The 25316-nt window shown below is 43.0% G+C and carries 24 protein-coding genes and 4 tRNA genes; 10 read left to right on the top strand and 18 right to left on the bottom strand.

The window, feature by feature from the left end:
• Positions 1–105: 105 nt before the first annotated feature.
• The 8 genes from FCV43_RS06895 to lolB all read right to left on the bottom strand — a co-directional run bounded on the left by FCV43_RS06895 (position 106) and on the right by lolB (position 5039).
• Positions 106–180: transfer RNA gene (locus FCV43_RS06895), tRNA-Gln, on the bottom strand.
• A 30-nt stretch (positions 181–210) separates the two neighbouring features.
• Positions 211–295, bottom strand: a tRNA-Leu gene (locus tag FCV43_RS06890).
• 67 nt (positions 296–362) lie between these two features.
• Positions 363–439 (bottom strand) — tRNA-Met (locus tag FCV43_RS06885).
• 293 nt (positions 440–732) lie between these two features.
• Positions 733–1824, bottom strand: coding sequence for a redox-regulated ATPase YchF (gene ychF / locus FCV43_RS06875; RefSeq protein WP_017054208.1), 1092 nt, complete (start codon positions 1822–1824; stop codon positions 733–735).
• Positions 1825–1834: 10 nt separating this feature from the next.
• On the bottom strand, positions 1835–2425 hold the full coding sequence (gene pth / locus FCV43_RS06870; protein ID WP_017054209.1) for an aminoacyl-tRNA hydrolase: 591 nt from the start codon (positions 2423–2425) through the stop codon (positions 1835–1837).
• Between the two features lie 144 nt (positions 2426–2569).
• Positions 2570–3517 carry a ribose-phosphate pyrophosphokinase gene (locus tag FCV43_RS06865; protein ID WP_017054210.1) on the bottom strand — a complete coding sequence of 316 codons (948 nt, stop codon included), beginning with the start codon at positions 3515–3517 and terminating at the stop codon, positions 2570–2572.
• Between the two features lie 26 nt (positions 3518–3543).
• A complete protein-coding gene (gene ispE / locus FCV43_RS06860) occupies positions 3544–4416 on the bottom strand; it encodes a 4-(cytidine 5'-diphospho)-2-C-methyl-D-erythritol kinase (protein WP_136994474.1) in 873 nt (290 codons plus the stop codon).
• Positions 4413–5039, bottom strand: a complete 627-nt coding sequence (gene lolB / locus FCV43_RS06855) for a lipoprotein insertase outer membrane protein LolB (protein WP_136994472.1) — start codon at positions 5037–5039, stop codon at positions 4413–4415. Before lolB ends, ispE begins: the two co-directional genes overlap by 4 nt.
• A gap of 161 nt (positions 5040–5200) precedes the next feature.
• Between lolB and hemA the strand changes: the two genes are divergently transcribed.
• The 8 genes from hemA to ybaK all read left to right on the top strand — a co-directional run bounded on the left by hemA (position 5201) and on the right by ybaK (position 13308).
• On the top strand, positions 5201–6460 hold the full coding sequence (gene hemA, locus FCV43_RS06850; protein WP_136994470.1) for a glutamyl-tRNA reductase: 1260 nt from the start codon (positions 5201–5203) through the stop codon (positions 6458–6460).
• 23 nt (positions 6461–6483) lie between these two features.
• On the top strand, positions 6484–7572 hold the full coding sequence (gene prfA / locus FCV43_RS06845) for a peptide chain release factor 1 (RefSeq protein ID WP_136994468.1): 1089 nt from the start codon (positions 6484–6486) through the stop codon (positions 7570–7572).
• Positions 7573–7592: 20 nt separating this feature from the next.
• Positions 7593–8447 carry a peptide chain release factor N(5)-glutamine methyltransferase gene (prmC, locus tag FCV43_RS06840; RefSeq protein WP_136994466.1) on the top strand — a complete coding sequence of 285 codons (855 nt, stop codon included), beginning with the start codon at positions 7593–7595 and terminating at the stop codon, positions 8445–8447.
• Between the two features lie 67 nt (positions 8448–8514).
• On the top strand, positions 8515–8898 hold the full coding sequence (locus FCV43_RS06835) for a SirB2 family protein (protein ID WP_017054216.1): 384 nt from the start codon (positions 8515–8517) through the stop codon (positions 8896–8898).
• A gap of 6 nt (positions 8899–8904) precedes the next feature.
• Entirely contained in the window at positions 8905–9714 is an 810-nt protein-coding gene (locus tag FCV43_RS06830; RefSeq protein ID WP_136994464.1) for a SirB1 family protein, read from the top strand.
• A gap of 39 nt (positions 9715–9753) precedes the next feature.
• Positions 9754–10605 (top strand): 3-deoxy-8-phosphooctulonate synthase, encoded by an 852-nt coding sequence (gene kdsA, locus FCV43_RS06825; RefSeq protein WP_017054218.1) that lies wholly within the window; start codon positions 9754–9756, stop codon positions 10603–10605.
• A 435-nt stretch (positions 10606–11040) separates the two neighbouring features.
• Positions 11041–12702, top strand: coding sequence for a bifunctional UDP-sugar hydrolase/5'-nucleotidase UshA (gene ushA, locus FCV43_RS06820; RefSeq protein WP_136994462.1), 1662 nt, complete (start codon positions 11041–11043; stop codon positions 12700–12702).
• Positions 12703–12834: 132 nt separating this feature from the next.
• On the top strand, positions 12835–13308 hold the full coding sequence (gene ybaK / locus FCV43_RS06815) for a Cys-tRNA(Pro) deacylase (RefSeq protein ID WP_136994451.1): 474 nt from the start codon (positions 12835–12837) through the stop codon (positions 13306–13308).
• Between the two features lie 144 nt (positions 13309–13452).
• Here the strand turns inward: ybaK and rluF are convergent, their stop codons facing one another.
• The 3 genes from rluF to FCV43_RS06800 form a co-directional block, all read right to left on the bottom strand.
• Positions 13453–14550 (bottom strand): 23S rRNA pseudouridine(2604) synthase RluF, encoded by a 1098-nt coding sequence (gene rluF / locus FCV43_RS06810; RefSeq protein WP_136994449.1) that lies wholly within the window; start codon positions 14548–14550, stop codon positions 13453–13455.
• A 157-nt stretch (positions 14551–14707) separates the two neighbouring features.
• A complete protein-coding gene (gene smrA, locus FCV43_RS06805) occupies positions 14708–15289 on the bottom strand; it encodes a DNA endonuclease SmrA (protein ID WP_017054222.1) in 582 nt (193 codons plus the stop codon).
• 198 nt (positions 15290–15487) lie between these two features.
• Positions 15488–15628, bottom strand: a complete 141-nt coding sequence (locus FCV43_RS06800; RefSeq protein WP_017054223.1) for a DUF3149 domain-containing protein — start codon at positions 15626–15628, stop codon at positions 15488–15490.
• A gap of 275 nt (positions 15629–15903) precedes the next feature.
• On the opposite strand from FCV43_RS06800, the gene FCV43_RS06795 reads away from it, so the two are divergent.
• Positions 15904–15980, top strand: a tRNA-Pro gene (locus FCV43_RS06795).
• Positions 15981–16089: 109 nt separating this feature from the next.
• On the opposite strand, the gene FCV43_RS06790 is transcribed toward FCV43_RS06795, so the two are convergent.
• The 3 genes from FCV43_RS06790 to FCV43_RS06780 form a co-directional block, all read right to left on the bottom strand.
• Positions 16090–16965 carry a TraB/GumN family protein gene (locus tag FCV43_RS06790; protein WP_136994446.1) on the bottom strand — a complete coding sequence of 292 codons (876 nt, stop codon included), beginning with the start codon at positions 16963–16965 and terminating at the stop codon, positions 16090–16092.
• Between the two features lie 235 nt (positions 16966–17200).
• On the bottom strand, positions 17201–17644 hold the full coding sequence (locus tag FCV43_RS06785; RefSeq protein WP_017053319.1) for a DUF411 domain-containing protein: 444 nt from the start codon (positions 17642–17644) through the stop codon (positions 17201–17203).
• Positions 17645–17653: 9 nt separating this feature from the next.
• The gene (locus FCV43_RS06780) at positions 17654–20422 is read right to left on the bottom strand and encodes a heavy metal translocating P-type ATPase (protein WP_170961613.1); all 2769 of its coding nucleotides are present in this window, start codon (positions 20420–20422) and stop codon (positions 17654–17656) included.
• A 246-nt stretch (positions 20423–20668) separates the two neighbouring features.
• Here FCV43_RS06780 and gltX point away from each other — a divergent pair, with 246 nt between their 5' ends.
• Positions 20669–22099: a glutamate--tRNA ligase gene (gene gltX / locus FCV43_RS06775; RefSeq protein WP_017053317.1), complete on the top strand. Its 1431-nt coding sequence runs from the start codon at positions 20669–20671 to the stop codon at positions 22097–22099.
• Positions 22100–22209: 110 nt separating this feature from the next.
• On the opposite strand, the gene FCV43_RS06770 is transcribed toward gltX, so the two are convergent.
• The 4 genes from FCV43_RS06770 to FCV43_RS06755 all read right to left on the bottom strand — a co-directional run bounded on the left by FCV43_RS06770 (position 22210) and on the right by FCV43_RS06755 (position 25306).
• Positions 22210–22716, bottom strand: coding sequence for a Fe3+-citrate ABC transporter substrate-binding protein (locus FCV43_RS06770; protein ID WP_136994444.1), 507 nt, complete (start codon positions 22714–22716; stop codon positions 22210–22212).
• 192 nt (positions 22717–22908) lie between these two features.
• A complete protein-coding gene (locus FCV43_RS06765; RefSeq protein ID WP_136994442.1) occupies positions 22909–24132 on the bottom strand; it encodes a beta-ketoacyl-ACP synthase in 1224 nt (407 codons plus the stop codon).
• Entirely contained in the window at positions 24129–24854 is a 726-nt protein-coding gene (locus FCV43_RS06760) for a 3-ketoacyl-ACP reductase FabG2 (protein ID WP_136994440.1), read from the bottom strand. The genes FCV43_RS06765 and FCV43_RS06760 overlap by 4 nt, the downstream gene beginning before the upstream one ends.
• Positions 24851–25306, bottom strand: coding sequence for a hotdog family protein (locus FCV43_RS06755; protein ID WP_431188284.1), 456 nt, complete (start codon positions 25304–25306; stop codon positions 24851–24853). Before FCV43_RS06755 ends, FCV43_RS06760 begins: the two co-directional genes overlap by 4 nt.
• Between the last annotated feature and the right edge of the window lie 10 nt (positions 25307–25316).

The following is a 25316-nucleotide window of genomic DNA, read 5'->3' as shown; positions in this document are numbered from 1 at the left end:
AACTGAGCTAAGTAGCCATATTTTCTAAGCGAGACAATATAATACAATCTTATCTCTAGTTCTACCCAGTTTAAGAAAAAATCTAAAACTCAATAAAACAAATGATGGCTGGGCTACCTGGATTCGAACCAGGGAATGCTGGCATCAAAAGCCAGTGCCTTACCGCTTGGCGATAGCCCAACAATGATATCATTTAAGATATCTAAATAATGGTGCGGTCGGAGAGACTTGAACTCTCACACCTCTCGGCGCCAGAACCTAAATCTGGTGCGTCTACCAATTCCGCCACGACCGCAGCAAATCTTTATAGTTATATCGACATTGGTTATTCAATATAACGTTGTAATTCTTTAAATGAAAAATGGTGGCTACTGCGGGATTCGAACCTGCGACCCCATCATTATGAGTGATGTGCTCTAACCAACTGAGCTAAGTAGCCATTTCCAATTTTTCTGCTCTCGTTGAATCGTTGCCTTATCGCTGAGAACGGGGCGCATTATGCGTAGTTGAGCTAAACCCGTCAATAGTTTTTTTGAATAAATACGTTTTAAAGGACTGTTCGCCCTTTTTTTAAACAAAGAGACGTATTTGTGATCAAAAACCACCAACAAAAACGGATCTAAACTCTAAATTAACGGTTTTCTTTTCAATAGAAAAAGAGATAAAAAAAAGCCAACGCGAACGTTGGCTTCTTATCATTAATCAATTTGACGATAATTCGTACATTACAATTTATACGTTGAAACGGAAATGAACCACATCGCCATCTTTAACGATGTAATCTTTGCCTTCTAAGCGCCATTTACCCGCTTCTTTAGCTCCGCTCTCACCGTTAAATTCGATAAAGTTGTCATAACCGACAACTTCAGCTCGAATGAAACCTTTCTCAAAGTCAGTGTGGATCTTACCTGCAGCTTGTGGTGCTGTTGCGCCAACAGGGATAGTCCATGCGCGAACTTCTTTAACACCAGCAGTGAAATAGGTTTGCAGTGTTAGAAGTTCGTAGCCAGAACGAATTACGCGGTTAAGACCCGGTTCTTCGATTCCCATATCCGCTAGAAACTCTTCACGATCTTCGTCATCTAATTCAGAAAGCTCAGATTCAATAGCAGCGCACACTGGAACTACTACGTTGTTTTCTTTTGCTGCGAATTCACGCACAAGATCCAGGTATGGATTATTCTCAAAACCGTCTTCACTTACGTTTGCGATGTACATCGTAGGCTTAAGTGTTAGGAAGTTTAGGTAATCAATGGCGATAAGTTCTTCTTTTGTTAGCTCGATGGTACGAGCCATGCCGCCTTCCGTTAGTACTGGAAGTAGCTTCTCAAGAACCGTGATTTCGAATTTCGCATCTTTATCACCACCTTTTGCTTTTTTAGCATTACGCTGTAAAGCACGTTCACAGCTATCCAAATCGGCAAGAGCAAGCTCTAGGTTGATGATTTCGATATCTTCAAGAGGTGAGATTTTACCTGCAACGTGAATGATGTTTTCATTTTCAAAACAACGTACCACGTGGCCAATTGCGTCTGTTTCACGGATGTTAGCTAGGAATTTGTTACCTAAACCTTCACCTTTTGAAGCACCAGCAACCAAACCTGCAATATCAACAAATTCCATTGTTGTTGGTAAGATGCGTTCTGGGTTTACAATTTTCGCCAGAGCGTCTAAACGAAGATCTGGAACTGGAACAACACCAGTGTTTGGTTCAATAGTACAGAACGGAAAGTTTGCCGCTTCAATACCAGCTTTAGTAAGCGCGTTGAACAGAGTTGATTTACCTACATTTGGTAGACCAACGATGCCACATTTAAAACCCATGATAATAACCTTATTCAGCTTTGAACGTATGTAAGCGATTTTGTGCTTTGGTCAGGCCATCTTTTAATAAGATGTCGAGGCTGCGTACTGATTCATCCACTACGGCCTCTATACACTCCTGCTCTTTAGCGGGAGCTTTGCCTAACACATAACCTGCAACTTTATCTTTATGCCCAGGATGGCCAATGCCGAGCCTGAGACGATAGAATTCTTTATTATTCCCTTGCTTACTGATGATGTCTTTCAGGCCATTATGACCGCCATGACCACCACCTTTTTTAAATTTTCCTACGCCAGGAGGTAAGTCTAGCTCATCATGAGCGACCATTATTTCTTCCGGCTTAATTTGGTAGAACTTCGCCAGTGCGGCAACAGATTTACCAGATAAATTCATAAAAGTGGTTGGGATCAGTAAGCGAAGATCTTCGCCATGCACCATGATGCGACCCGTTAACCCAAAGAATTTAGCTTCATTCTTCAGAGTGACGTTATGTACACGTGCTAACTCTTCTACTACCCAAGCACCCGCATTATGGCGAGTTTTGGCATACTCAGGACCAGGATTCGCTAGTCCGACGAGAAGTTTTATTTGTTGGCTCAAGGTTAGGATCTCTCAGGAATTTCAAAAAGCGCCGTATAGTAGCATAGAAAATGCTTAAGGGGCGAGAGTCACAAAACCCTCGCATATATAAAAAAACCACCTCATGTTTGAGGTGGTTTTTATATTCATTAAACCAAAGAAGGATTAATTGCTAAACATCGCAGAGATTGACTCTTCGTTGCTGATACGACGAATAGCTTCAGCTAGCATGCGAGAAAGGCTAAGTGTGGTTACTTTGCCTGTAGCTTCCATCTCTTTAGTCATTGTGATTGAGTCAGTTACGATAACTTGATCAAGCACAGAGTTGCCGATGTTGTCTGCGGCACTGCCTGAGAATACAGCGTGAGTCGCATAAGCAAATACGCGCTTCGCTCCACGTGCTTTCAGTGCTTCTGCTGCTTTACATAATGTACCGCCAGTATCAATCATATCGTCAACGATGACACAATCGCGACCTTCAACATCACCGATAAGGTTCATTACTTCTGAAACATTTGCGCGTGGACGACGTTTGTCAACAATCGCAATATCGATATCACCTAGGGCTTTCGCAGTTGCACGAGCACGAACAACGCCACCAAGGTCAGGAGAAACCACTACTGGGTTTTCTAGACCACGGTTTGCCATGTCTTCAAGTAAAACTGGAGTACCGAAAATGTTATCAACAGGTACATCGAAGAAGCCTTGAATTTGCTCTGCGTGTAGGTCGATAGTTAAAACGCGGTCAACACCAACGTTAGAAAGGAAGTCTGCAACAACTTTTGCAGTAATTGGTACACGAGCAGAACGTACGCGACGATCTTGACGAGCATAACCAAAGTATGGGATTACAGCAGTAATACGGCCAGCTGAAGCGCGGCGCATTGCATCAATCATTACCACCAACTCCATTAAGTTGTCGTTGGTTGGTGCACAAGTTGATTGAATGATGAATACATCGCTACCACGAACATTTTCATTAATTTGAACAGCGACTTCGCCATCAGAAAAACGTTCAACAGTAGCATCTCCTAGAGAGATGTATAGACGATCAGCAATACGTTGGGCTAGTTCAGGTGTTGCGTTACCAGCAAATAGCTTCATATCAGGCACGGTGGAAACCTCGGTTGCGTCCAGTTTTAAATAGATTGGGTTTGGGCTGATTCATATTCAGCCAGTGTCTCTTTTAAAGGTGAAGTGTTTCGACCTTTTGCAATGAATGCAGAGACAGTGTCAGGAAGTTTTTCTAGAACAGTTTCAGCGTTTTGTTTGCTATCAAACTCAGCAAATACGCAGGACCCTGTTCCTGTCAATCTCGACGGCGCGTATTGTAACAGCCAAGAAAGTTGCTTATCAACCTCTGGGTACAGCATTCGAACAATTTTTTCGCAATCGTTTTCGTATTTTTCGCTTAGAAGCGTTGTCAAGGCTCGCTTTGGCGTATTTCTAATTAATTTTTCGTGCGTGAATATGTCTACCGTTGCAATGCTAACTTGGGGCTTGATCACTAAATACCATTTTTCTTCTGGTTCCGCTTTTACCAGTTTTTCGCCTACACCTTCTGCAAAAGCAGCATAGCCATGAACAAATACAGGTACATCTGCGCCCAATTTCAAACCTATCTCTGCAAGTTGTTCATCAGATAGGTCTAAATCCCAAAGATAATTGAGGGCAACTAAGACGGTTGCAGCATTTGAAGAACCACCACCGATTCCGCCTCCCATAGGAAGGATTTTATTTAAAATAATGTCAGCCCCAAGCGAGCACGAAGCATACTCTTGTAGTGCTGTAGCGGCTTTCCAAATTAGATTATCTTGTGTCGCCACCCCTTTTATTTCTGGGGTAATGGTAATTTGAGCTGAGTTATTTGCAGTAATTAATAGGTCATCACCAAAATCGACAAATTGAAATAGGGTTTGCAATTCATGGTAACCATTGTCTCTACGACCTGTTATATAGAGAAAGAGGTTTAATTTGGCAGGGGATGGCCAAGAGGTTTGTTCGGTTATCATTCCGTAATTTTCCATTTAGACACAACAATATTGATGGTGGTATCGGCTTGCGTAAATTTTAATTTTGACGGTAAAGGAAGCGGATTTACATCGGAATTTTCCGCTAAGTTGGTAGTCTCTTTGTAAGCTTGATATTCGAGTTGCCATTGACGAAGGCCCACTTTTTTATTTAAAGAGGCTAGAGTGTTGGTTTCATTTAACTGAAACTGGTCAGCTCCCGTAGGTAAGCCAAGTAACCATTGTGGCATATGATCGATTGGGATCATCAACCCTGTAAGGTTATAAACCAATTGTGTGGCACTCTCTCCAGTAAAGGTTTCGTCGTAAGTGACTACTTTTGCCCCTTGAGGGGTGATCGTCAAATTGAGTGCTGTTTGCCCCAGAAATGTGGTTAATCGTAGATGGCTAAGCTTCTCTGAGTGTTTCCACTGAAAATTCAGACTTTGTCTCTGCTGTGGAGATATGTAGGCGAGTTTACCCGTAATGTTGTAACTGGTTATCTGTTTTAGCTTCGATTGATGAGATTGCCACTCAACGCTGGTGACTGTTTCTGGAATGCCGGAACACCCAAAAAGAAGAAGACTTGCAAAAAATAGGCTAAGGACTTGGCGAAATTTGATCATGTTTGCTCACAACTTGCTCAAAAATGGGAAGAAAGCAGGGCAACTATAGCATTGAACTCACGAACTCAGTAAAACAAATCCTCCTTGCCCTTTAAATAGATCCCTCCATCAAGTAAAATTCGCCACTTATTTATGTATCTTGATCAGAGAACCTTCAATTCATGTCCTTGCTTGCTATTGGTATTAATCACAATACAGCCTCGGTAGATTTGCGAGAAAAAGTCGCATTTGGCCCCGATAAACTGACGGAAGCGTTAAAGCAGCTAGGTGCAAATGCGAATGTAAACGGAAGTGTTATCATTTCTACTTGTAATCGAACTGAAATTTATTGCGATATAAAAGCCGCAACAAAGAATAAGCTTATTGATTGGCTTTCTAACTTTCATGATATTAGCCCTGAAGAACTAAAACCAAGTTTATACATTTACGAAGAGCAAGCGGCGATTAAGCACTTGATGCGAGTATCGTGTGGATTAGACTCTTTAGTACTTGGTGAACCGCAGATCCTCGGTCAGGTTAAGCAGGCATTTTCTGATTCGAGAGAATTAAAAGCCGTTGACGCTTCAATGGAAAAATTGTTCCAAAAATCTTTCTCTGTTGCGAAACGAGTTCGGACAGAAACTGAAATTGGCGGAAGTGCTGTTTCCGTGGCTTATGCTGCTTGTACTTTAGCGAAACAAATTTTCGAATCATTGGCTGACTCTACAGTATTACTGGTTGGTGCCGGTGAAACTATAGAACTTGTCGCGAAACATTTAGCGAGTAATGGCTGTACCAATATGATTGTTGCTAACCGTACTCGTGAACGAGCGTTAAGTTTAGCGGAAGAGTTCGGTGCGGAAATTATTGGACTGCCGGATATTCCTGATTATTTGCCACGAGCCGATATTGTGATTAGTTCTACCGCGAGTCCTTTACCTATCATAGGAAAAGGGATGGTAGAAACAGCACTCAAAGCTCGTAAGCATCAACCAATATTATTAGTAGATATTGCCGTTCCTCGTGATGTAGAAGCGCAGGTCGGGGATTTGAATGATGCCTATCTTTATACGGTTGATGATTTACAATCCATTGTTGAAAGTAATCTTGAACAGCGAAAAGTGGAAGCTATCCAAGCAGAAGCTATTGTTAGTGAAGAAAGCGCGATATTCATGACGTGGATGCGCTCGTTGCAAGCTGTCGATAGTATTCGAGATTTTCGGAAGTCGGCGAATGAGATTCGAGAAGAGCTTTTAAATAAAAGTTTGCAGTCTCTTGAGGCTGGAAATGATCCACAGAAAGTATTACTAGAACTTAGTAATAAGTTAACGAACAAATTGATCCATGCTCCCACTCGTGCGTTACAAAGTGCAGCCGAGCAAGGTGAACCAGCAAAATTAACAGTCATTAGACAAAGTCTGGGTCTTGATGACCCTAGCTAAGACTCATAAGAAGTAAGAGAAGTATGAAATCCTCGATTCTAGTAAAGCTTGAAAGCCTAGTTGAACGCTATGAAGAAGTTCAGCATCTACTTGGTGACCCTGATGTTCTCGGTGACCAAAACAAATTCCGTGCTTTGTCGAAAGAGTACTCCCAGCTAGAAGAAGTGACTCAGTGCTTCCAAGCTTACCAGCAAGCACAAGAAGATCTTGTGGCAGCTGAAGAGATGGCCAATGAAGATGATGCAGAAATGCGTGAAATGGCTCAGGAAGAGATCAAAGAAGCAAAAGCGGCTATTGAAAAATTGACCGATGAACTGCAAATTTTGTTGCTACCGAAAGATCCAAACGATGAGCGCAACTGTTTCTTAGAAATCCGCGCCGGTGCGGGTGGCGATGAGGCGGGTATCTTTGCGGGTAACTTATTCCGTATGTACTCAAAGTTTGCTGAGAAGAAGGGCTGGCGCGTAGAAGTGATGAGCTGCAATGTGTCTGAGCAGGGCGGTTACAAAGAGATGATCGCTAAAGTAAGCGGTGACGGCGTGTTCGGAACTATGAAGTTTGAATCTGGTGGTCACCGTGTTCAACGTGTCCCAGAGACTGAATCTCAAGGTCGTGTACACACTTCTGCATGTACCGTTGCTGTAATGGCTGAAGTACCAGAAGCGGATTTACCAGAAATTAAATCAAGCGATCTGAAAATTGATACTTTCCGCTCTTCGGGTGCGGGTGGTCAGCACGTTAACACGACAGATTCTGCTATTCGTATTACTCACCTTCCAACGGGTACGGTTGTTGAGTGTCAAGATGAGCGTTCACAACATAAAAACAAAGCCAAAGCGATGGCTGTTCTTGCGGCTCGAATTATTCAAGCTGAAGAAGCTCGCCGTGCCGCGGTAGTCTCTGATACTCGTCGTAACTTACTTGGCTCTGGCGATCGTAGTGACCGTATTCGTACTTATAACTACCCACAAGGTCGTGTCTCTGATCACCGTATCAACTTGACGCTTTACCGTCTATCAGAAACGATGGAAGGCGATCTACAAAGCTTGGTTGATCCTGTAATGGCTGAGCACCAAGCTGACCAACTTGCAGCATTAGCTGATAACAATTAATTGTTGGTGACGCAGAATTAATGAACGCTAACCGCACAATCGAACATGTGCTTAAAGCTACCATTAGCCAGTTTCAAGAGAGCGGCAGTGAATCGCCCTCTCTTGATGCGGCAGTGTTACTTTGCCATGCACTCGATAAACCTCGCTCATATTTACTGACCTGGCCTGAAAAAACGCTAACCAATGAACAGTGGATTGATTTCAATCGTATTGTTGAAAGGCGACTAAAAGGCGAGCCTGTTGCCTATATTGTCGGGGAGAGGGAGTTCTGGTCTCTGCCATTAAAGGTATCACCTTCCACTTTAATCCCAAGACCTGATACCGAAAGATTAGTTGAAGTCGCGCTCGATAAAACCTTCAAACAGCAAGGTGCCATTCTCGATTTAGGAACCGGTACAGGGGCGATAGCATTAGCTTTAGCGTCAGAGCTACCTAATCGACAAGTCATCGGGGTCGATCTCCGTCCTGAAGCGCAACAGCTTGCGACTCATAATGCGCAACAACTTAATCTTTTAAATGCGACTTTTCGCCATGGCAGTTGGTTTGAACCGATTGATAACGGCATGAAGTTTGCTTTAATTGTTTCGAACCCGCCCTACATTGAAGAAAATGATCCGCACTTAACTCAAGGTGATGTTCGCTTTGAACCCATAACAGCACTTGTTGCTGAAGATGAAGGTTTGGCTGATATTCGGTTTATATCAACTCATGCTATTGATTATATGGAAAAAAATGCATGGTTGGTTTTTGAGCATGGTTACGATCAAGGGCAAGCGGTTCGACAAATAATGATCGATCTTGGCTATTGTGATGTCACAACAGAACAAGATTACGGTGGCAATGATAGAGTGACTTTAGGTCGTAATATTAAATAGCCCCAAGAACGACAATTTTTGCCGCTGAGCAGATGTTGTCATAAGAGCCAACAATAAGAGAGATAATATGTACGAAGCTCTAAAACACTTTCACCTTCTGACGATTGGTATTAGTGCCGTTTTACTTTCCGTTCGCTACTTTTTGATGATGGCGAACTCTCCAATACTTGAGCATGGTTTTCTAAAACGTTTTCCTCATATCAATGACTCTCTGCTCCTACTCTCTGGCTTTGCATTGATTGCAATTACAGGCTTTATCCCTTTCACACCTGAAGCGCCTTGGTTAACTGAAAAATTAACCTGCGTTATGATCTATATCGCGTTGGGATTTTTTGCACTACGATTAGGCCGTAATAAATTGCTGCGTTCATTCTCATTTTTTGGTGCTCTAGGCTGGCTAGCAATGGCAGGAAAGATTGCGATGACGAAAACGCCAACTATCTTTGGGTAATAAAGTATGCTTAATTTATTTGATGAAGATTTCGATAATATGGAATTGGTTGAAGGTGCTTTAGTTTTAAATAAAGCGGTAAATCCTGAAACTCAGGTTAATTGGGCTGAAGAAGAACTAGAGCGCTTGGTTAAAGAGGCCAAAAACTGTCTAAATCATGAAGTCAGTGATAAGCAGAACTTTGAATCCTTTCTGAATGTTTTCTACTCTGATTGGGGCTTTAGCGGTGATAGAGAGGCGTATTTCTCTTCCGAAAATGCGTTTATCGATAAAGTGCTTGAGCGTCGCAAGGGTGTACCTGTTAGTCTAGGTTCTTTGCTACTCTTTTTTGGGCGAAAGTTGGGTTTCCCTATCGAAGGCGTCACTTTTCCAACTCAGTTTTTAATTAAAGTCACATGGCCTGAAGAGACCCCCGTTTATCTTAATCCGTATAATGGTGAATTCGTTGCACAGCATACACTTAAAGCGTGGCTGATTGGGCATGATGGCCCTTTAGCTAACTTAGAGCCAGAACATTTCCACACCGCAGACAACCCAACCGTCATTGGACGTTGGCTTGCATTGTTAAAGAGTGCTTTGTTGCGTGAAGAGCGCTATACATTAGCATTAAGGTGCACGGATCTTGCGCTAAGCTTTGTCCCAGATGACCCATATGAGATTCGCGATCGTGGATTTATTTATCAGCAGTTAGATTGCCATCAGATAGCGGTATCCGATTACCAATACTTTATTGATCAGTGCCCTGATGATCCTGCGTCTGAGTTACTAAAGACTCAAGTTAATGCATTAAGTGAAAGTTCAATTACCATTCATTAGACATGAATGCTAACTACCTAATAATTTTGAGAGAAGATAATGGAACAGAAAACAGTTCATATTGGTGATATTCCAGTAGCCAACGACAAACCATTCACCCTATTTGCGGGCATGAACGTTTTAGAATCTCGCGATCTAGCGATGCAAATCTGTGAGCACTACGTAAAAGTGACGGAAAAGCTTGGCATCCCATACGTATTTAAAGCCTCTTTTGATAAAGCGAACCGCAGTTCAGTACACTCATACCGCGGTCCGGGTCTTGATGAAGGTATGAAAATCTTCCAAGAGTTGAAAGATACTTTTGGCGTTAAAATTATCACGGATATTCACACTGAAGCGCAAGCACAAGTGGTTGCCGATGTGGTTGATGTGATCCAATTACCTGCATTTTTAGCACGACAAACCGATCTTGTTGAAGCGATGGCAAAAACAGGCGCTGTTATTAATGTGAAGAAACCGCAATTCATGAGCCCAAATCAAGTAGGTAATATTGTTGATAAGTTTGCTGAGTGTGGCAACGAAAACATTATTCTATGTGAGCGTGGTTCATGCATGGGATATGACAACTTAGTCGTTGATATGCTTGGTTTCGGCGTGATGAAAAAATCATCAAATGGTAGCCCTATCATCTTTGATGTAACTCACTCATTGCAAATGCGTGACCCATCAGGTGCTGCATCTGGCGGTCGTCGTGAGCAAACTGTTGAGCTTGCGAAAGCCGGTTTGGCGACAGGTATTGCTGGCCTCTTCATTGAAGCTCACCCTAACCCAGATAAAGCAATGTGTGATGGCCCTTCAGCGCTGCCTCTCGATAAGTTAGAACCATTCTTGGCTCAAATGAAATCGCTAGATGACCTGATCAAGAGTTTTGCGGATATCGATATTAAGTAATTTAATCTGATATTGTGTGTTTAAAAGGCTGACGAGAGTTGGCCTTTTTGCTATCTGCTATCTGCTATCTGCTTAGCTAGACGTGTGTGCCTGGGCCGATATGATATGGTCGCAACTGACCGCCATGCTACTCATTTGTGTTTAGTAAGCGTTTCTCCTCTCATTTTTCAACGTAATCGTCGATCTCACAGTAAAACGTTTGCCTGTGATCTTATTTAACCTTAAGTGCAAGTAACCACAGCTATTACACCGATATTATCTTTTTAGTGTGATTGATTCGACATTAATATGAAAACAAAATGTTACTTGGACTCTGTTAATTTAAACTAGTTCATGTTTTATAGGTCTTTCAAGCAGATACAGTCTATTTGTAATATTTTGTCTGTAAGCCTATTTATAAAGTAGTGGACCCCTAACCGTTCAAAAGGTATGACAATGAAGCAAAGCCTTATTCTAAAGACTGCGTTAAGCGCAGCTATTCTTGCAACTCTTGGTGGTTGTGCATCTGAACCAACACACGACTGGAATGCAGATACAACGTACAAACTAACGGTTCTTCATACTAATGATAACCACGGTCGTTTTTGGCAGAATAAATATGGCGAGTACGGCATGGCTGCTCGTAAGACGCTTATCGATGAATTGCGTGCCGATGTACGTGCAGAAGGTGGTAGCGTGTTACTTCTTTCTGGTGGTGATATCAACACTGGTGTACCTGAGTCAGATCTTCAAGATGCAGAACCTGATTTCAAAGGTATGACTAAAATTGGTTACGATGCGATGGCTCTGGGTAACCACGAATTTGATAATCCATTAGAAGTTCTATTCAAACAGAAAGAGTGGGCTGATTTCCCAATGCTTTCTGCGAACATTTACGATAAAGAAACTGGCGAGCGTCTTTTCCAAGCTTACCAAATGTTCGACAAGCAAGGTATCAAGATTGCCGTTATCGGTTTAACGACTGAAGATACAGCGAAAATTGGTAACCCAGAATACATTGGCGGTGTTGACTTCCGTGACCCTAAAGAAGAAGCGAAAAAACTGATCGCTGAACTTGAAGAGACTGAAAAACCAGACCTGATTTTTGCTGTAACACACATGGGCCACTACGAAGATGGTCAACGTGGTGTTAACGCTCCTGGTGATGTCGCTCTAGCGCGTTACTTAGATGAAGGTTCTCTGGATATGATCGTTGGTGGTCACTCTCAAGAGCCTGTATGTATGGAAGGTCCAAACGTCGCTAAGAAAAACTTCAAGCCAGGTGACGAGTGTAAGCCAGACGAACAAAACGGTACTTACATTGTTCAAGCTCACGAGTGGGGCAAGTACGTAGGCCGTGCTGATTACGAATTCCGTAACGGCGAGCTAGAGATGGTAAGCTACGATCTTATTCCAGTTAACCTTAAGAAAAAAATCAAGGTTGATGGCAAGAAGAAACGTGTTCTTATCCAAGAAGAGATTGCACAAGACAAAGAGCTTCTTGAGTTCTTACGTCCGTACCAAGAGCAAGGTCAAGCACAGCTAGGAATTAAGATCGCTGAAACAAATGGCAAGCTTGAAGGTGACCGTAACGTCGTTCGTTTCCAACAAACTAACCTAGGTCGTCTGATTGCAACGGCTCACATGGAACGTGCAAAAGCAGATTTTGCTGTAATGAACTCTGGTGGCGTGCGTGACTCAATTGAAGCGGGTGACGTAACATACAAAGACGTTCTAACGGTTCAACCATTTGCGAATATCCTAACTTACGTAGACATGAACGGTGCGGAAGTAATGGATTACCTAAATGTTGTAGGTACTAAGCCTATCGACTCTGGTGCTTACGCTCAGTTCGCGGGTATCTCAATGACGGTTGCTGACGGTAAAGTATCTAACGTATTTATCGGTGGCAAGCAATTGCGCTTAGATGAGACTTACCGTTTCACTATCCCAAGTTACAACGCTGCTGGTGGTGATGGTTACCCTAAAATTTCAGGTCACCCAGGCTACGTAAATACTGGTTTTGTTGACGCTGAAGTATTAAAAGATTACTTAGAAGCGAACAGCCCTGTTGATGTTAATGCATATGCACCATCTGGCGAGATTGTATACAAGTAATTAAGGAATAGTAGGAGAAAGAGTTTGACTCTTAGTCTCTGATATTTTTTACTAAAAGCGGTGCTTCGGCATCGCTTTTTTGTATTTAAAATTCAAGCAATGATTTCTTGCTCTTACCCTGTGGACAGACGAATGACTCCTGCAATTAACCTCGCGAAAAAGCGAAAGGTTCCTCATATAATCCATCAGTATCAACATGATCCAAACCATAATAGTTATGGGTTAGAAGCGGCGGAAGTATTAGGTCAAGACCCAGACACGGTATTCAAGACATTGCTATTTTGTATCAATGGAGAGCCAAAAAACCTGGCGGTTGCGATTATTCCTGTAGCACAAAAACTCAATCTAAAATTAGCGGCAAAGGCGGCTAAAGCCAAAAAGGCAGAGATGGCCGATCCGGGCATTGCACAGAAAACAACAGGGTATGTTGTGGGGGGGATCAGCCCACTAGGTCAAAAAAAAGCACTGCCAACGTTTATTCATTGCAGCGCAGAAACTTTGGTTGCGATATGTGTCAGTGCGGGTAAGCGTGGGCTAGAAATTGAATTAGCACCACAAGATTTGGCAGCACTAACTCGTGGTCAATTTGCTGAGTTATGCTTATAAACGGGCTTGTAAGTGATATTCGATTGGTGTCAAAGCTACTTGAGTCAAAGCTACTTGAGTCAAAGCAATTTGAGCCACAGGCAATAAAAAATCGCGACGTATAAGCCGCGATTTTATCAATGTCTATGAGATTCGTTTATGAGATTACTTTTTCAAGCTCAACGTACCGCTGACTCTTTTAGATGCGGGTTTATTTGGGCGCTGCCCTGAATGGCTCGGACGTGAGTCGCGCTTCCCATTTGCATCTCGGCTTGAACGTCGGTTGTCATTACGATCATCATTTGAGTATCGACGGTTCTCTGAACGTCCGCCAGTTGAACGCCCATCACTTGAGCGGCCCTCACTTGAACGACCAGAACCGCGCTTGCTGTTTGGTGCGTGTCTGAATTCATCACTACCATGACCACTATAGATTTTATGCTTAGGTGCGTTCTCAGCCTGTTGACGCGCATCGTAAAGTTTTGCATCGGTCGCTTTTTTGATGCGATGTCCTTTGCCGTCGACTTTTGAAGCCTCTTCAGTGCCGCTAGAACCCTCACTCATACGCAGTATCTCAGACACTTCATCATCCGTTAAATAGCGCCATTTTCCATTAGGGATGCCATCTAAAGAGATATTCATGATGCGTACACGACGAAGCTTAAATACTTCAAAACCTAGCGCTTCACACATACGGCGAATTTGGCGGTTAAGCCCTTGCGTTAAAGTAATGCGAAAAGAGTATTGAGTCTCTTTGGTGACTTTACATGGCAGAGTGACAGTATCTAAAATTTCAACGCCAGAGCTCATTTTATCTAAAAAGTGCTGAGTGATCGGTTTATCGACACGAACCACATACTCTTTTTCGTGATTGTTCCCTGCGCGTAAAATCTTGTTCACAATATCGCCATCATTGGTTAGGAAGATCAAACCGTCAGATGGTTTATCTAAGCGACCAATAGGGAATATACGTTTTCTGTGACCAATAAAATCAACAATGTTGCCAGGAACATCACGTTCAGTGGTACAAGTAATACCTGTCGGCTTGTTGAGAGCAATATAAACAGGGGCTTCTTTTGATTTTACTGGTTTACCATCAATGCATACTTCATCGCTAGGAAGCACTTTCGTGCCCATTTCAGGGATAGTGCCATTGATAGTAACTCGACCAGCATCAATCAGTTTATCTGCTTCTCGACGAGAGCAGAAACCTGTTTCACTGATGTATTTATTGAGACGTTTAGCTTGGGATTCTTGTGACATGAGATTCTCTTAGCGTTTCACAACGATTGTTTGGGTAAGAAATTAGGACGATTAAAAAAGCAACTACCGAGATAGTTGCTTTGATGATTCGTTCAATTTTAGCACTAACTTTAAAAATCAGCACGAACTTTAAAGTCGTGATGTTTTATTGCTGGGATCAGCTCATTCGTTTTTGATGGCGCTCTCTATTTTCGAGTTTTTGTTCTGCGCTTTTTCTCAATAAAACATAAACAGCGCCAAACCCACCATGAAAATGTTGTGCGCTATGAATGCATTGAACGTCTTTAATTTGTTGTAACCAGGTTGAAACGTAGCTTTTCATTAATGCTGGTGGATTAGAGCGTTCGCCTTTGCCGTGCACAATGACAACCGTTCTAATGTCCATCTTTAAGCATTGACGTAAAAAACGAACAACCTCATCACGCGCATCTTTCAACGTGTAACGGTGTAAATCAAGACGAGCTTGAATAGGGTATTTTCCGAGTCTTAATTTTCGGTATACCCCTTCTTGGACGCCATCTCTTTTAAATTCAATCATGTCGTCCGGTTTAAGCATGGTGGCATTATCAAGAGAGAGGTACTCAGGATCACTTTCAGTCAGCCATATCGCCGCTTCACGTTTAGCGAGTTGGGCTTCGGTGACTTGATGAACCTTGGTGTGCTCTGCAGTATCGTGAGCCATTGGGGTTACGTCACTCATCATCTGTTGAAACAGATCTAAATCTTGGTCTTGAGACATAAGTGCATCTCAGTTAGTCAGTCATAGTGAAATTATATCAATTGAAATTGAAAAAGGACCAGACGGATAGAGAAGTTTTCGAAGGCGGAAATAAAAAACCGGAGTGGGTATCATACCGACTCCGGAGCAAAGCGATTATCTATTTATTGGTGCCATTTTTAGAAAAATAAATGTGGCGATTAAATAGGGCTAAGCGAGCTAGTGAGGAGATTTGTCATGCGTAACTTTGTAGATGATGAAACCGCCGTAAAACAGCATCAGACCTAGAGCACTAAGAATTACTATCATTGAAGATAGTCCCACAGCATTACCAAATAGGAGATCAAGCCAAAAGTCCATGTTTCCTCCAAAGTTCGTAGACAGACTTTAAAGTAATGTGTTCAGAAGTTGTTCACTCTGATCTGGATCAATAATGTTGCTAAGGTTAAGGGAATGTTTCTTGTGGTGTGTTTTTAATCACACTCTAGCGTTTTTTGGTGCTTATCTGAGCGAACGAAATAAAAAATTAAAAAAACAAAGAAAAGCACTTGCGTAACTCTTAAGAATCCGTAATATACGCATCCGTTGACAGGCAAAACGCCTAGTTCAAACGAGTTTATGAAAGATAAACATCTCGGTGAATAGCGCAGCTTGGTAGCGCATCTGGTTTGGGACCAGAGGGTCGGGGGTTCGAATCCCTCTTCACCGACCACATTAAGAAAAAGGCCTTATCGAAAGATAAGGCCTTTTTCGTTTCTGTTGTATAATTTTGCAGTATCGCTTCAGGTGTATAGCTTGAGATGATTAAAAGGCTCGTAGGGCTAAAACTCGCAGCCTGCGGGCGTACTTTTTGATCGTTGATGAATGGCGAATCCTTTCCGTTCTAATAACGAAAGCAAGTTGCGCTCTCCCGCTAAGTGCAAAGTACCGACAACAACCAAATATCGCCCTTTTCCTTGAATGAGTTGATCGCCATCGAGCTTATCTGCCCAGTCATGGTTGCGCTGAGAAACGAATCGCTCACTTATTACGTGGTTTATTTCAGATTCTTCAGACAGCTGTTGTAGGTTTTCAATATCACCAGCCTTCCAACTCTTGATTAAGCAGTGTGTAATATCCTCACCGTCATCCCACTCTTCGAGCCCGCTGGCTAATAATTCAATTCCACCATTTGGTAACTGAGTGATGAGATCGATTTGAAATTGAAGCGACTCTAAACCGATAACAGGCTTATCTGACAGTGTGGCTTGTATCATCAGGTTGTTATCGATGCCATATTCTGAAGAGTAACCAAGTTGCTTAAACTGTTTCGCCTGGATAGTCAGCGCCGTTGCCCACGGTGGGGATTGAAGTAGATGGTCGGGTGCAATTTCAAGTTGGCGTGCAATTGTTTTTAGTTTCTGTTGCTGCTTTTTAGATAGTAACTCTTCACTAGTAATAGTGGTTGATGGGTAGCGAATGCCATGATCCTTTCTCGTATCCGTTTCTACGATAAGTCCATCACTCTGCTTTAAGTATTGGAGGATAAAACTAGGAAGAGGGTAGAGAGATGCGTTGCCCACATGGACAGAGCCAAGAATGATAAGCTCTTTATCTCCTTTAGTTGCAGACCAGTAAAGAGGTTCTGCATGAGCCAAAGCTGAAATAAAGAAACTAATCCCAAGTAAAAACGTACGAACTCTAGAAGTCTTAATCACGATTTATCATCCATTCAAATCTTATTTATTATCATGATTGTCGCTAGTCCACATTCAGGTTGTCAATTCTATTCTCCTACAAAGCGAATGCTTATCAGATTAATGCTTCTAGATTGAATCCAATAACCACTTCTTACCTGGCATTTATTTGTTTATATCTCTCCAAGTGGGCACTTCTATGATCAAAAAAAGGAGCTCAACACATCTGCTGGCTCCTTTTGGTTAATCGAAATAATTACTTCTTTGCTTCATAATGACGGTATTCGTAAACTTGCCCCTTCTCGTTGAAGGCATACACCGAGTATTCATCTCGTTTATGTCCATACTCCATACCCGGAGAGCCCATCGGCATACCTGGAACGGCAAGCCCTTTGGCATTCTTTGGTGGGTTGTCTAAAAATGCTTGTATATCTTCAGCGGGTATATGCCCTTCAAATACATAGCCGTTAATTTCAGCGGTGTGGCAAGATGCAATTTCTGGTGTGATCCCTAACTTCTGTTTTACGGGGTTCATGTTTTCATGCAGTTGCTCTTTGACGTTAAAACCCGCGTCTTTCATGTGCTGAGTCCACTCTGTACAACAACCACAGTAAGGGGATTTATGGTTAAGAACATCCGTTGCTAAAGCTTGGCCAGAGACAAAAGTGAGCGCGGTTAATGCTAAAATTTTACTATTCATAAAAACACCTTATCGATTTGTGTCGTGAGTTTGTGGTTTGAACAGACGCAAGCGATTTGCGTTACTCACCACGGTAATTGAAGATAGCGCCATCGCTGCACCTGCAACGACAGGGCTAAGTAAGAAGCCAAAAAATGGATATAAAACACCAGCGGCGATTGGAATACCTAGCGAGTTATAAACAAAGGCACCAAATAAGTTCTGTTGCATATTTCGAACGGTAGCTTTAGACAGTTCAATGGCATTTAGTACTGCGATTGGGGATGAGTTTAGTAGCGTCATTTGTGCACTCTCTATGGCGACATCACTGCCACTTCCCATGGCAATTCCGACATCAGCTTGAGCTAAAGCGGGTGCATCATTGATACCATCACCGACCATAGCGACAATTCCGTTATTACGTTGTAGCTGTTCGATATGCTGCGCTTTCTCATCAGGCAAAACTTGCGCGATAACATGATCAAGGCCGAGCTCGTCAGCAATAGCTTTTGCGACGTGTTGGCTGTCTCCTGTGAGCATTACGGTGCGAATACCAGCTTGCTTTAATTGAGTAATGGCGAGTTTCGCATCGGGTTTAATTGGATCTGAAATGGCGATAATGCCGCTGAGCTGGTTATCGATAATGACGACAACGGGCGTCCATGCAGACTTTTTACATTGAGAAATAGCATGCTTTGCTTCGGAAAGATCGGCGTTGAGCGTTTCGGCATGCTGAAGTGATGCGATGATAATATCCTTGCTATTGATTGTGGCTTGGATCCCTTTCCCACGCAGGTTGCTAAATTGGCTATGTACCAAAGGTTCTAAGTGCCGCTCTTGAGCATATTGGCATACCGCTTTCGCTAATGGATGCTCTGAATGACGCTCGGCAGAGTAGGCGAGGGTGAGCAAATCATTATCTTCAATGTTGAACGAAAACAGTCGTTGGACGCTAGGTTTTCCTTGAGTTAACGTTCCTGTCTTATCAAACACCACCGTATTAATCTTACTGGCAGATTGTAGAACATTAGCATCTTTAATTAATATTCCTAGTTCTGCTGCTTTACCAACGCCGACGGTCACCGAAAGCGGTGTCGCGAGACCTAAAGCGCAAGGACAGGCAATGATTAGAACGGTTGTTGCGACGACTAACATGTAGCTCGCTTTAGGATCTGGGCCGACCCAAAACCAGATAAGCGCAGAGAGCACCGCAATAGTAACGACTACAGGGACAAACACCGCAGAGATAGAGTCAGCAAGTTTGGCAATGGCTGGTTTACTGCTTTGTGCTTGACGTACCATTTGAATAATACGGGCGAGCATGGTATCGCTGCCAACGCCTGTCGCTTCCATGACGAGGCTGCCATCACCATTGATAGTACCCGCAGAGAGTGCATCACCAAGAGCTTTGACGGCTGGAACCGGTTCACCTGTCAGCATTGACTCATCAAGATAAGATTCACCATCGACCACTTTTCCATCGACGGGCACCTTTTCACCGGGTCTAATTCTTAACAGCATCCCAAGTTGGATCGCTTCCACTGCAATGCTCTGTTCTGAGCCATTGTTAACCAGCGTTGCTTGCTGCGGTTGAAGGTTGATTAGCGCTTGTAGAGATTGAGTGGTGCGAGCTTTTGCTTTTGCTTCAATATAGTGACCAAGTGAAATTAACCCGATGATCATTGCACTGGCTTCGAAATAGACATGACGAGAGGCTATCGGAAACCAATCTGGAATGAGCACGACAAATATGGAGTAGAGCCAAGCAGCACCAGTACCGAGCGCAACCAAGGTGTCCATTGTCGCCCGTTTATGTAAGACCGACTTCCAAGCATTGATGAAAAAGTGTTTCCCTGATGTGGCGAGTAACCATAAGCAGAGTAGCCCAACCATTCCCCAAATCAGTTGATCGTGAGTCGTACGGATCATCATGTTGCCGCCTAGCACTCCCCAAAGCATCAGAGGTGCACCGAGTAGCAGCGCTGTGATCGCATTTTTGCGGTATATTTTCTGTTCTTCTTGTTGTTGCTCAAGCTGTTTTTGCTGCTGGATTTCAGGAGAATGAACAAATTCAGCGTGATAGCCAGCCGCTTCTATCGCAGCAATTAAAGGTGTTTGAATCACCTCTTGCTCGGATACCGAGAAAACTAATGCACTCTGCTCAGCAAGATTAATCTGAACGTGTGATACCGCTTCGACAGAGAGACAAGCTTTCTCGACTGAAGAGACACAACTTGCACAAGTTAAGCCTTGCAGTAATAAATGATAACTGTGATTGGATTGGGCCTTTGCTGGTGGCGCGTCTGAATGAGGTTCTGCTATTAAATCATCACTTGCTAATGGTGTTGGCTTGATGACTTTCTCAGCGATTGATTGCTCATCGGCGACAGTTTGCTTGTCTGAGGCTTCTGACTCAAGAAGAGGAGACGCTTGGTAACCTACAGATGCGACTAAGTCGATAATTTGCTGTGATTTCAGGTCGGTCACTAACGTTAATTCGGTTGTCGTGACAGAGAAGACACCAATATGAGGGTGCTGCTCAAGGTGTTGACTGAGCTTCTTTACACAGCGGCCACAATTTAATCCCGATAGAGAGAATTGAACCTTATCCCCAGCATGGTAGCCGAGTGATTCTACTGTATTGATAATATCGGTCAGCGAAAGTGGCGTGTCTACCTCAAGCATTGTCGGGCTGATATCAATGACAGTGCTTTCAGAGTGCTCTACTAATGCTCGTTTGACTTTATTCGCGCACCCCATGCAATTTAATCCATGAAGCGGAAGGGTATAGTGGTTCATGAGACAACCTTAATGGTAAGACACACGATTAAGATAAACCTTACCTTAAGGGTAAGGTCAATGTTTGATGACAAAAAAAGAGATTGGTTAGAAAAACAGTCACAATGATGATGGAGGATAAGAAATTTAAAACAGCACGATCATTGTAGATTTGCTTTAGGGTGGTAAAATGTCGCCACTTTAAATCCTTGTACTCGTAGTGAGCTAACTGAAGTCTCGCTACCCATTTATTCCTAAGGAAATCAAATGACGGTTAAAACTCGTTTTGCTCCTAGCCCTACTGGCTATCTTCACGTTGGTGGTGCACGTACTGCATTGTACTCTTGGCTTTATGCTAAAAACCAAGGCGGTGAGTTCGTTTTACGTATCGAAGACACTGACTTAGAGCGTAACTCTCAAGAAGCGGTAGATGCGATCCTTGAAGGAATGCAGTGGATGGGTTTAGAGTGGAATGAAGGTCCTTACTTCCAATCTAAGCGTTTCGACCGTTACAACGAAGTCGTAGAACAGCTACTTGCAGAAGACAAAGCATACAAATGTTACGCTTCTAAAGAGTTGCTAGACGAAATTCGTGCAGAGCAAGAAGCAAACAAAGAGATGGCTCGCTACGATGCTAACCACCCTAAAATTGTTGCAGCAAATGCAGCAGCAACGGGCGATGAGCCATGTGTTATCCGTTTCCGTAACCCTAAAGAAGGTTCGGTTGTTTTTGATGATCAGATCCGTGGCCGCATTGAAATTGCAAACAGCCAGTTAGATGATCTTATTATTCGCCGTACAGACGGTGCTCCAACGTACAACTTCGTAGTGGTTGTTGATGATTGGGATATGGGCATTACTAACGTTGTTCGTGGTGAAGATCACATCAACAACACACCACGTCAAATCAACATTTACAACGCATTGGGCGCACCAGTTCCGACTTTTGCTCACTGTGCAATGATCCTTGGTGATGATGGTGCAAAACTGTCTAAACGCCACGGTGCTGTATCTGTTATGCAATACCGTGATGAAGGCTACTTGCCAAATGCACTGAACAACTACCTTGTTCGTTTAGGCTGGTCTCACGGTGACCAAGAAATTTTCTCTCAAGAAGAGATGATTAACTTATTTACTCTTGAAGCGGTAAGCAAATCAGCTTCAGCGTTCAATACTGATAAGTTACTTTGGTTGAACAACCATTACATCAAAACGTCTGAACCTGAGTATGTTGCAAAATACCTGCAATGGCACTTAGATAATCTAAACATCAACACCGAAAACGGTCCTGCTATTACAGACGTGATCACGCTAGTGGGTGAGCGTTGTAATACATTGGTGGAATTAGCTGAGCAATCTCGTTACTTCTACGAAGATTTCTCTGAGTTTGAAGCGGGCGCTGCGAAGAAACATCTACGCGGTGTAGCGAAAGGCCCACTAGAACTTGCTTTGGCAAAAGTGGAAGCGCTAGAAGACTTCACAACAGCAAACATCAAAGATGGTGTGATTGCAGCGGTATGTGAAGAGCTAGAAATCGGCATGGGCAAAATTGGTATGCCACTTCGCGTAGCAGTAACAGGTGGCGGTCAGTCTCCTTCTGTTGATGCGGTAATGGAGCTTGTTGGTAAAGAGCGCGTGATTGCTCGTATCAAGATGGCTCTAGAGTTTATTGCTGAACGTGAAGCGAACGCTCAATAAGTTTAAGCAGTAACCAAAACATAAAAAGCCTCATAACTTATCGTTGTGAGGCTTTTTTTTGATTGTTAGTTGGTCTTAAATCTTGGAGCGTTTTGAATCTTAGCTAACCGTTATTTCAAATCAATACTGTGCAGTCGGCCCATAAATTCAAGAATCTTCAAGTTATCTTTGTGTGCCACCAGTAGTGCTTTTTTCGTTTGTGTATAAGCGGCAAGTTTTCCATGTTTATTGATAGAGCATACTTTGGTGCGATAGCGGTATTTCCCGTCATCACATAATTCACGCCACTTTGCTATATAACAAGCATCGCGATGATCTGGATCCGCCAGTGTTGGGCTTGGTTTGTAGACAATACTTGGTTCTAAATTATGAGGGAGACGAGTCATCAAGTAAGGATCTTTGAGTAATTTCCCCCAAAATTTTCCCCACATCTCTTTACCAAGTTCATTGCGTAATGCGATGGCTTTCTTTAACCCAGCTTTCTCACCAATTTTGATGAAACCTACAGAGCGGTGCACCACCGTATCATCAGGTGTATGAATATGAATTTTAAAGGCGGTCTTGCTCTGTGAGATAAAGCGATGACCTGTACTGGTTTCTAGATTGCTTTTCTTCATAAGGCTTTATTATTTACAGTTTTGTTAATTGTAAGAGGTAACGTCTAAAAGTAGAAGTATCAATTGAGTATAGGAAAGAAAAATTGAGAAGGTGATACAAGTTTGAGAATCGGCGAACGTTGAGTTATTACTCTTGGTGCATAAGAGGTTTTATGATTGTAACTCAACGTCCGTTTAAATCTAAATGTGTGGTTAATGCTTTTTGAATATCAACGATGTATTGATGCCACCAAAAGCGAAGTTGTTACTCATTATGTACTCAACATTTAAATTTCGACCGTTATCGGAAATGTAGTCTAAATCCCCGCAACGAGTATCAACATTGTTTAAATTAAGTGTTGGGCTAAACCAACCTGAATGCATCATCTCTAGGCTCAACCAAGCTTCAATCGCACCACAAGCTCCAAGAGTATGTCCAAAGTAGCTCTTCAATGAGCTGATTGGCACTTTACCAAAGATGTTGGCCGTTGCGTTGCTTTCTGCAATATCACCTTTATCAGTCGCTGTACCATGCGCAGAGATATAGCCAATTTTTTCTGGAGAGAGCTGAGCATTTTTGAGTGCTTTTTCCATGCAGATTTGCATGGTTTCCATTTGCGGTTGGGTCACATGAGCTGCATCACAGTTACTGGCAAAGCCTACTAATTCGGCGTAGATTTTCGCGCCACGAGCGAGAGCATGCTCATATTCTTCGAGAACTAATGTTCCTGCACCTTCACCGATGACGAGTCCATCTCGTTCACTGTCGTAAGGGCTGGGAGAAGTTTTGGGATTGTCATTTTTTAAGCTTGTAGCAAATAAAGTATCAAAAACAGCAGATTCAGTTGGACACAGTTCTTCACCACCGCCAGCAACCATGACGGTTTGATAGCCATGTTTGATCGCCTCAAAAGCATAGCCAATAGCCTGACTACCAGATGTACACGCACTGCTAGTTGGAATGACGCGACCTTTTAAGCCAAAAAATAACCCAACATTTACCGCTGTGGTGTGAGGCATCATTTGTACGTAAGTCGTGGCGGTAATCGCTTTGGTTGTTTTTTCGTTTAGCATGACACCAAAGGCTCCGATCGCTGGTGTGCTTCCTGTAGATGAACCATAGGCGATGCCTGTTTCACCATTGGTTAAAATGTCGTGACCAATTAACCCTGCGCTATTCAGTGCATTTTCTGTGGCGACGGTTGCTAGGTGAGATACTCTACCCATACCACGGACTTGCTTACGTTTGTAATGCTTGGGTAATTCGAAGTCATCAATAGGTGCTGCTAGCTTAGTGTTGAGCCCATCATATTGCTCAAAGGTTGGCATATATTGAGTGGCATTTTCGCAAGCGCGTAGCTTTGGTTCGACACTTTCCCAATCGTTACCAAATGCGGTAACACCGGACATACCTGTAATAACAACACGGCGGGTCATACTAAACCTCCATTGACAGAAATAACTTGGCGGGTGGTATAAGCGGCAATATCAGACATTAAATAACTAATTAATCCCGCAACTTCTTTTGGGTCACCCATACGGCGTAAAGGAATTTGTGGTAAAGCATGTTCTTTTACATGGTCATCAACCATTCCGGTATCAATCAACCCTGGCGCAACGCAATTGACGGTGATTTTTCGTTTTGCAAGCTCTAAAGCAAGGGACTTGGTTGCACCTATCACTCCCGCCTTGGCTGCGCTGTAATTAGTTTGGCCGCGGTTTCCCATGATGCCAGAAACGGAGGCAAGGGTGATGATTCGGCCACCTTTACGTTTTTGTACCATGGGCATAACGCATGGGTGAAGGACATTGTAGAAGCTGTCTAGGTTGGTATGAATAACGCCATCCCATTCATCTTCTGTCATCGCTGGAAATGCAGTGTCACGCGTGATGCCTGCATTGTTGACGATACCATAATAAGCGCCGTGTGTTGCGATGTCGGCTTCAAGTTGGTTGCGGCATTCAGCTCGATTACTGATGTCAAATTGAATCAAATGGCCATTACCGCCATTGGTTTGAATGGTGTGGAGGGTTTCTTCTGCACCTTGCTTATCACCCATATAGTGAACAGCAATAGTAAATCCATCCTTTGCTAACTGAATAGCGATAGCCTGTCCGATACCTTTGCTTGCACCGGTTACTAATACATTTCGAATCATGGATGGTTCCTTAGTTTCATTTCTTTTAATTTCTGCTCACTAGGTACATAAACATTGAGCTGACATTGCGCCATTAGTTTTCCTTGGTACTCTAGCTTGGCGGTAAATACAGCCATTCCGTTGTCTTCCATTAACTGTTCCGCATAGATATCGAGAGTCTGGCCCTGTTTAAATTCATCACAGTGAGTTTGATAGCGTCGGCTTCCAAGCAGAAATCCAATGGGAGGCTCTTCGCCTTTTAAACGAGCATGGTAGCCAGACCAAGCGGCAACTGATTGTGCCATAAACTCAATGCCGACATAAGCTGGAGTCGTTTGGGTTTCTGGATTGAAAAATAGACAATGATCCCCTATGTCTACTTGGCAATGGATGGATTCACTCTCAACACTAATCGCACGGTCAACCAAGATCATGGGCGCAGAGTGGGGAAGTAACTGATCCATTGTAGGCATGGTATGAAGA

This window comes from Vibrio genomosp. F6 (genome assembly GCF_005146325.1).
Classification (GTDB): domain Bacteria; phylum Pseudomonadota; class Gammaproteobacteria; order Enterobacterales; family Vibrionaceae; genus Vibrio; species Vibrio cortegadensis.
Note: the sequence above shows the minus strand (reverse complement) of the source record. Positions and strands in the feature narration are given on the sequence as shown.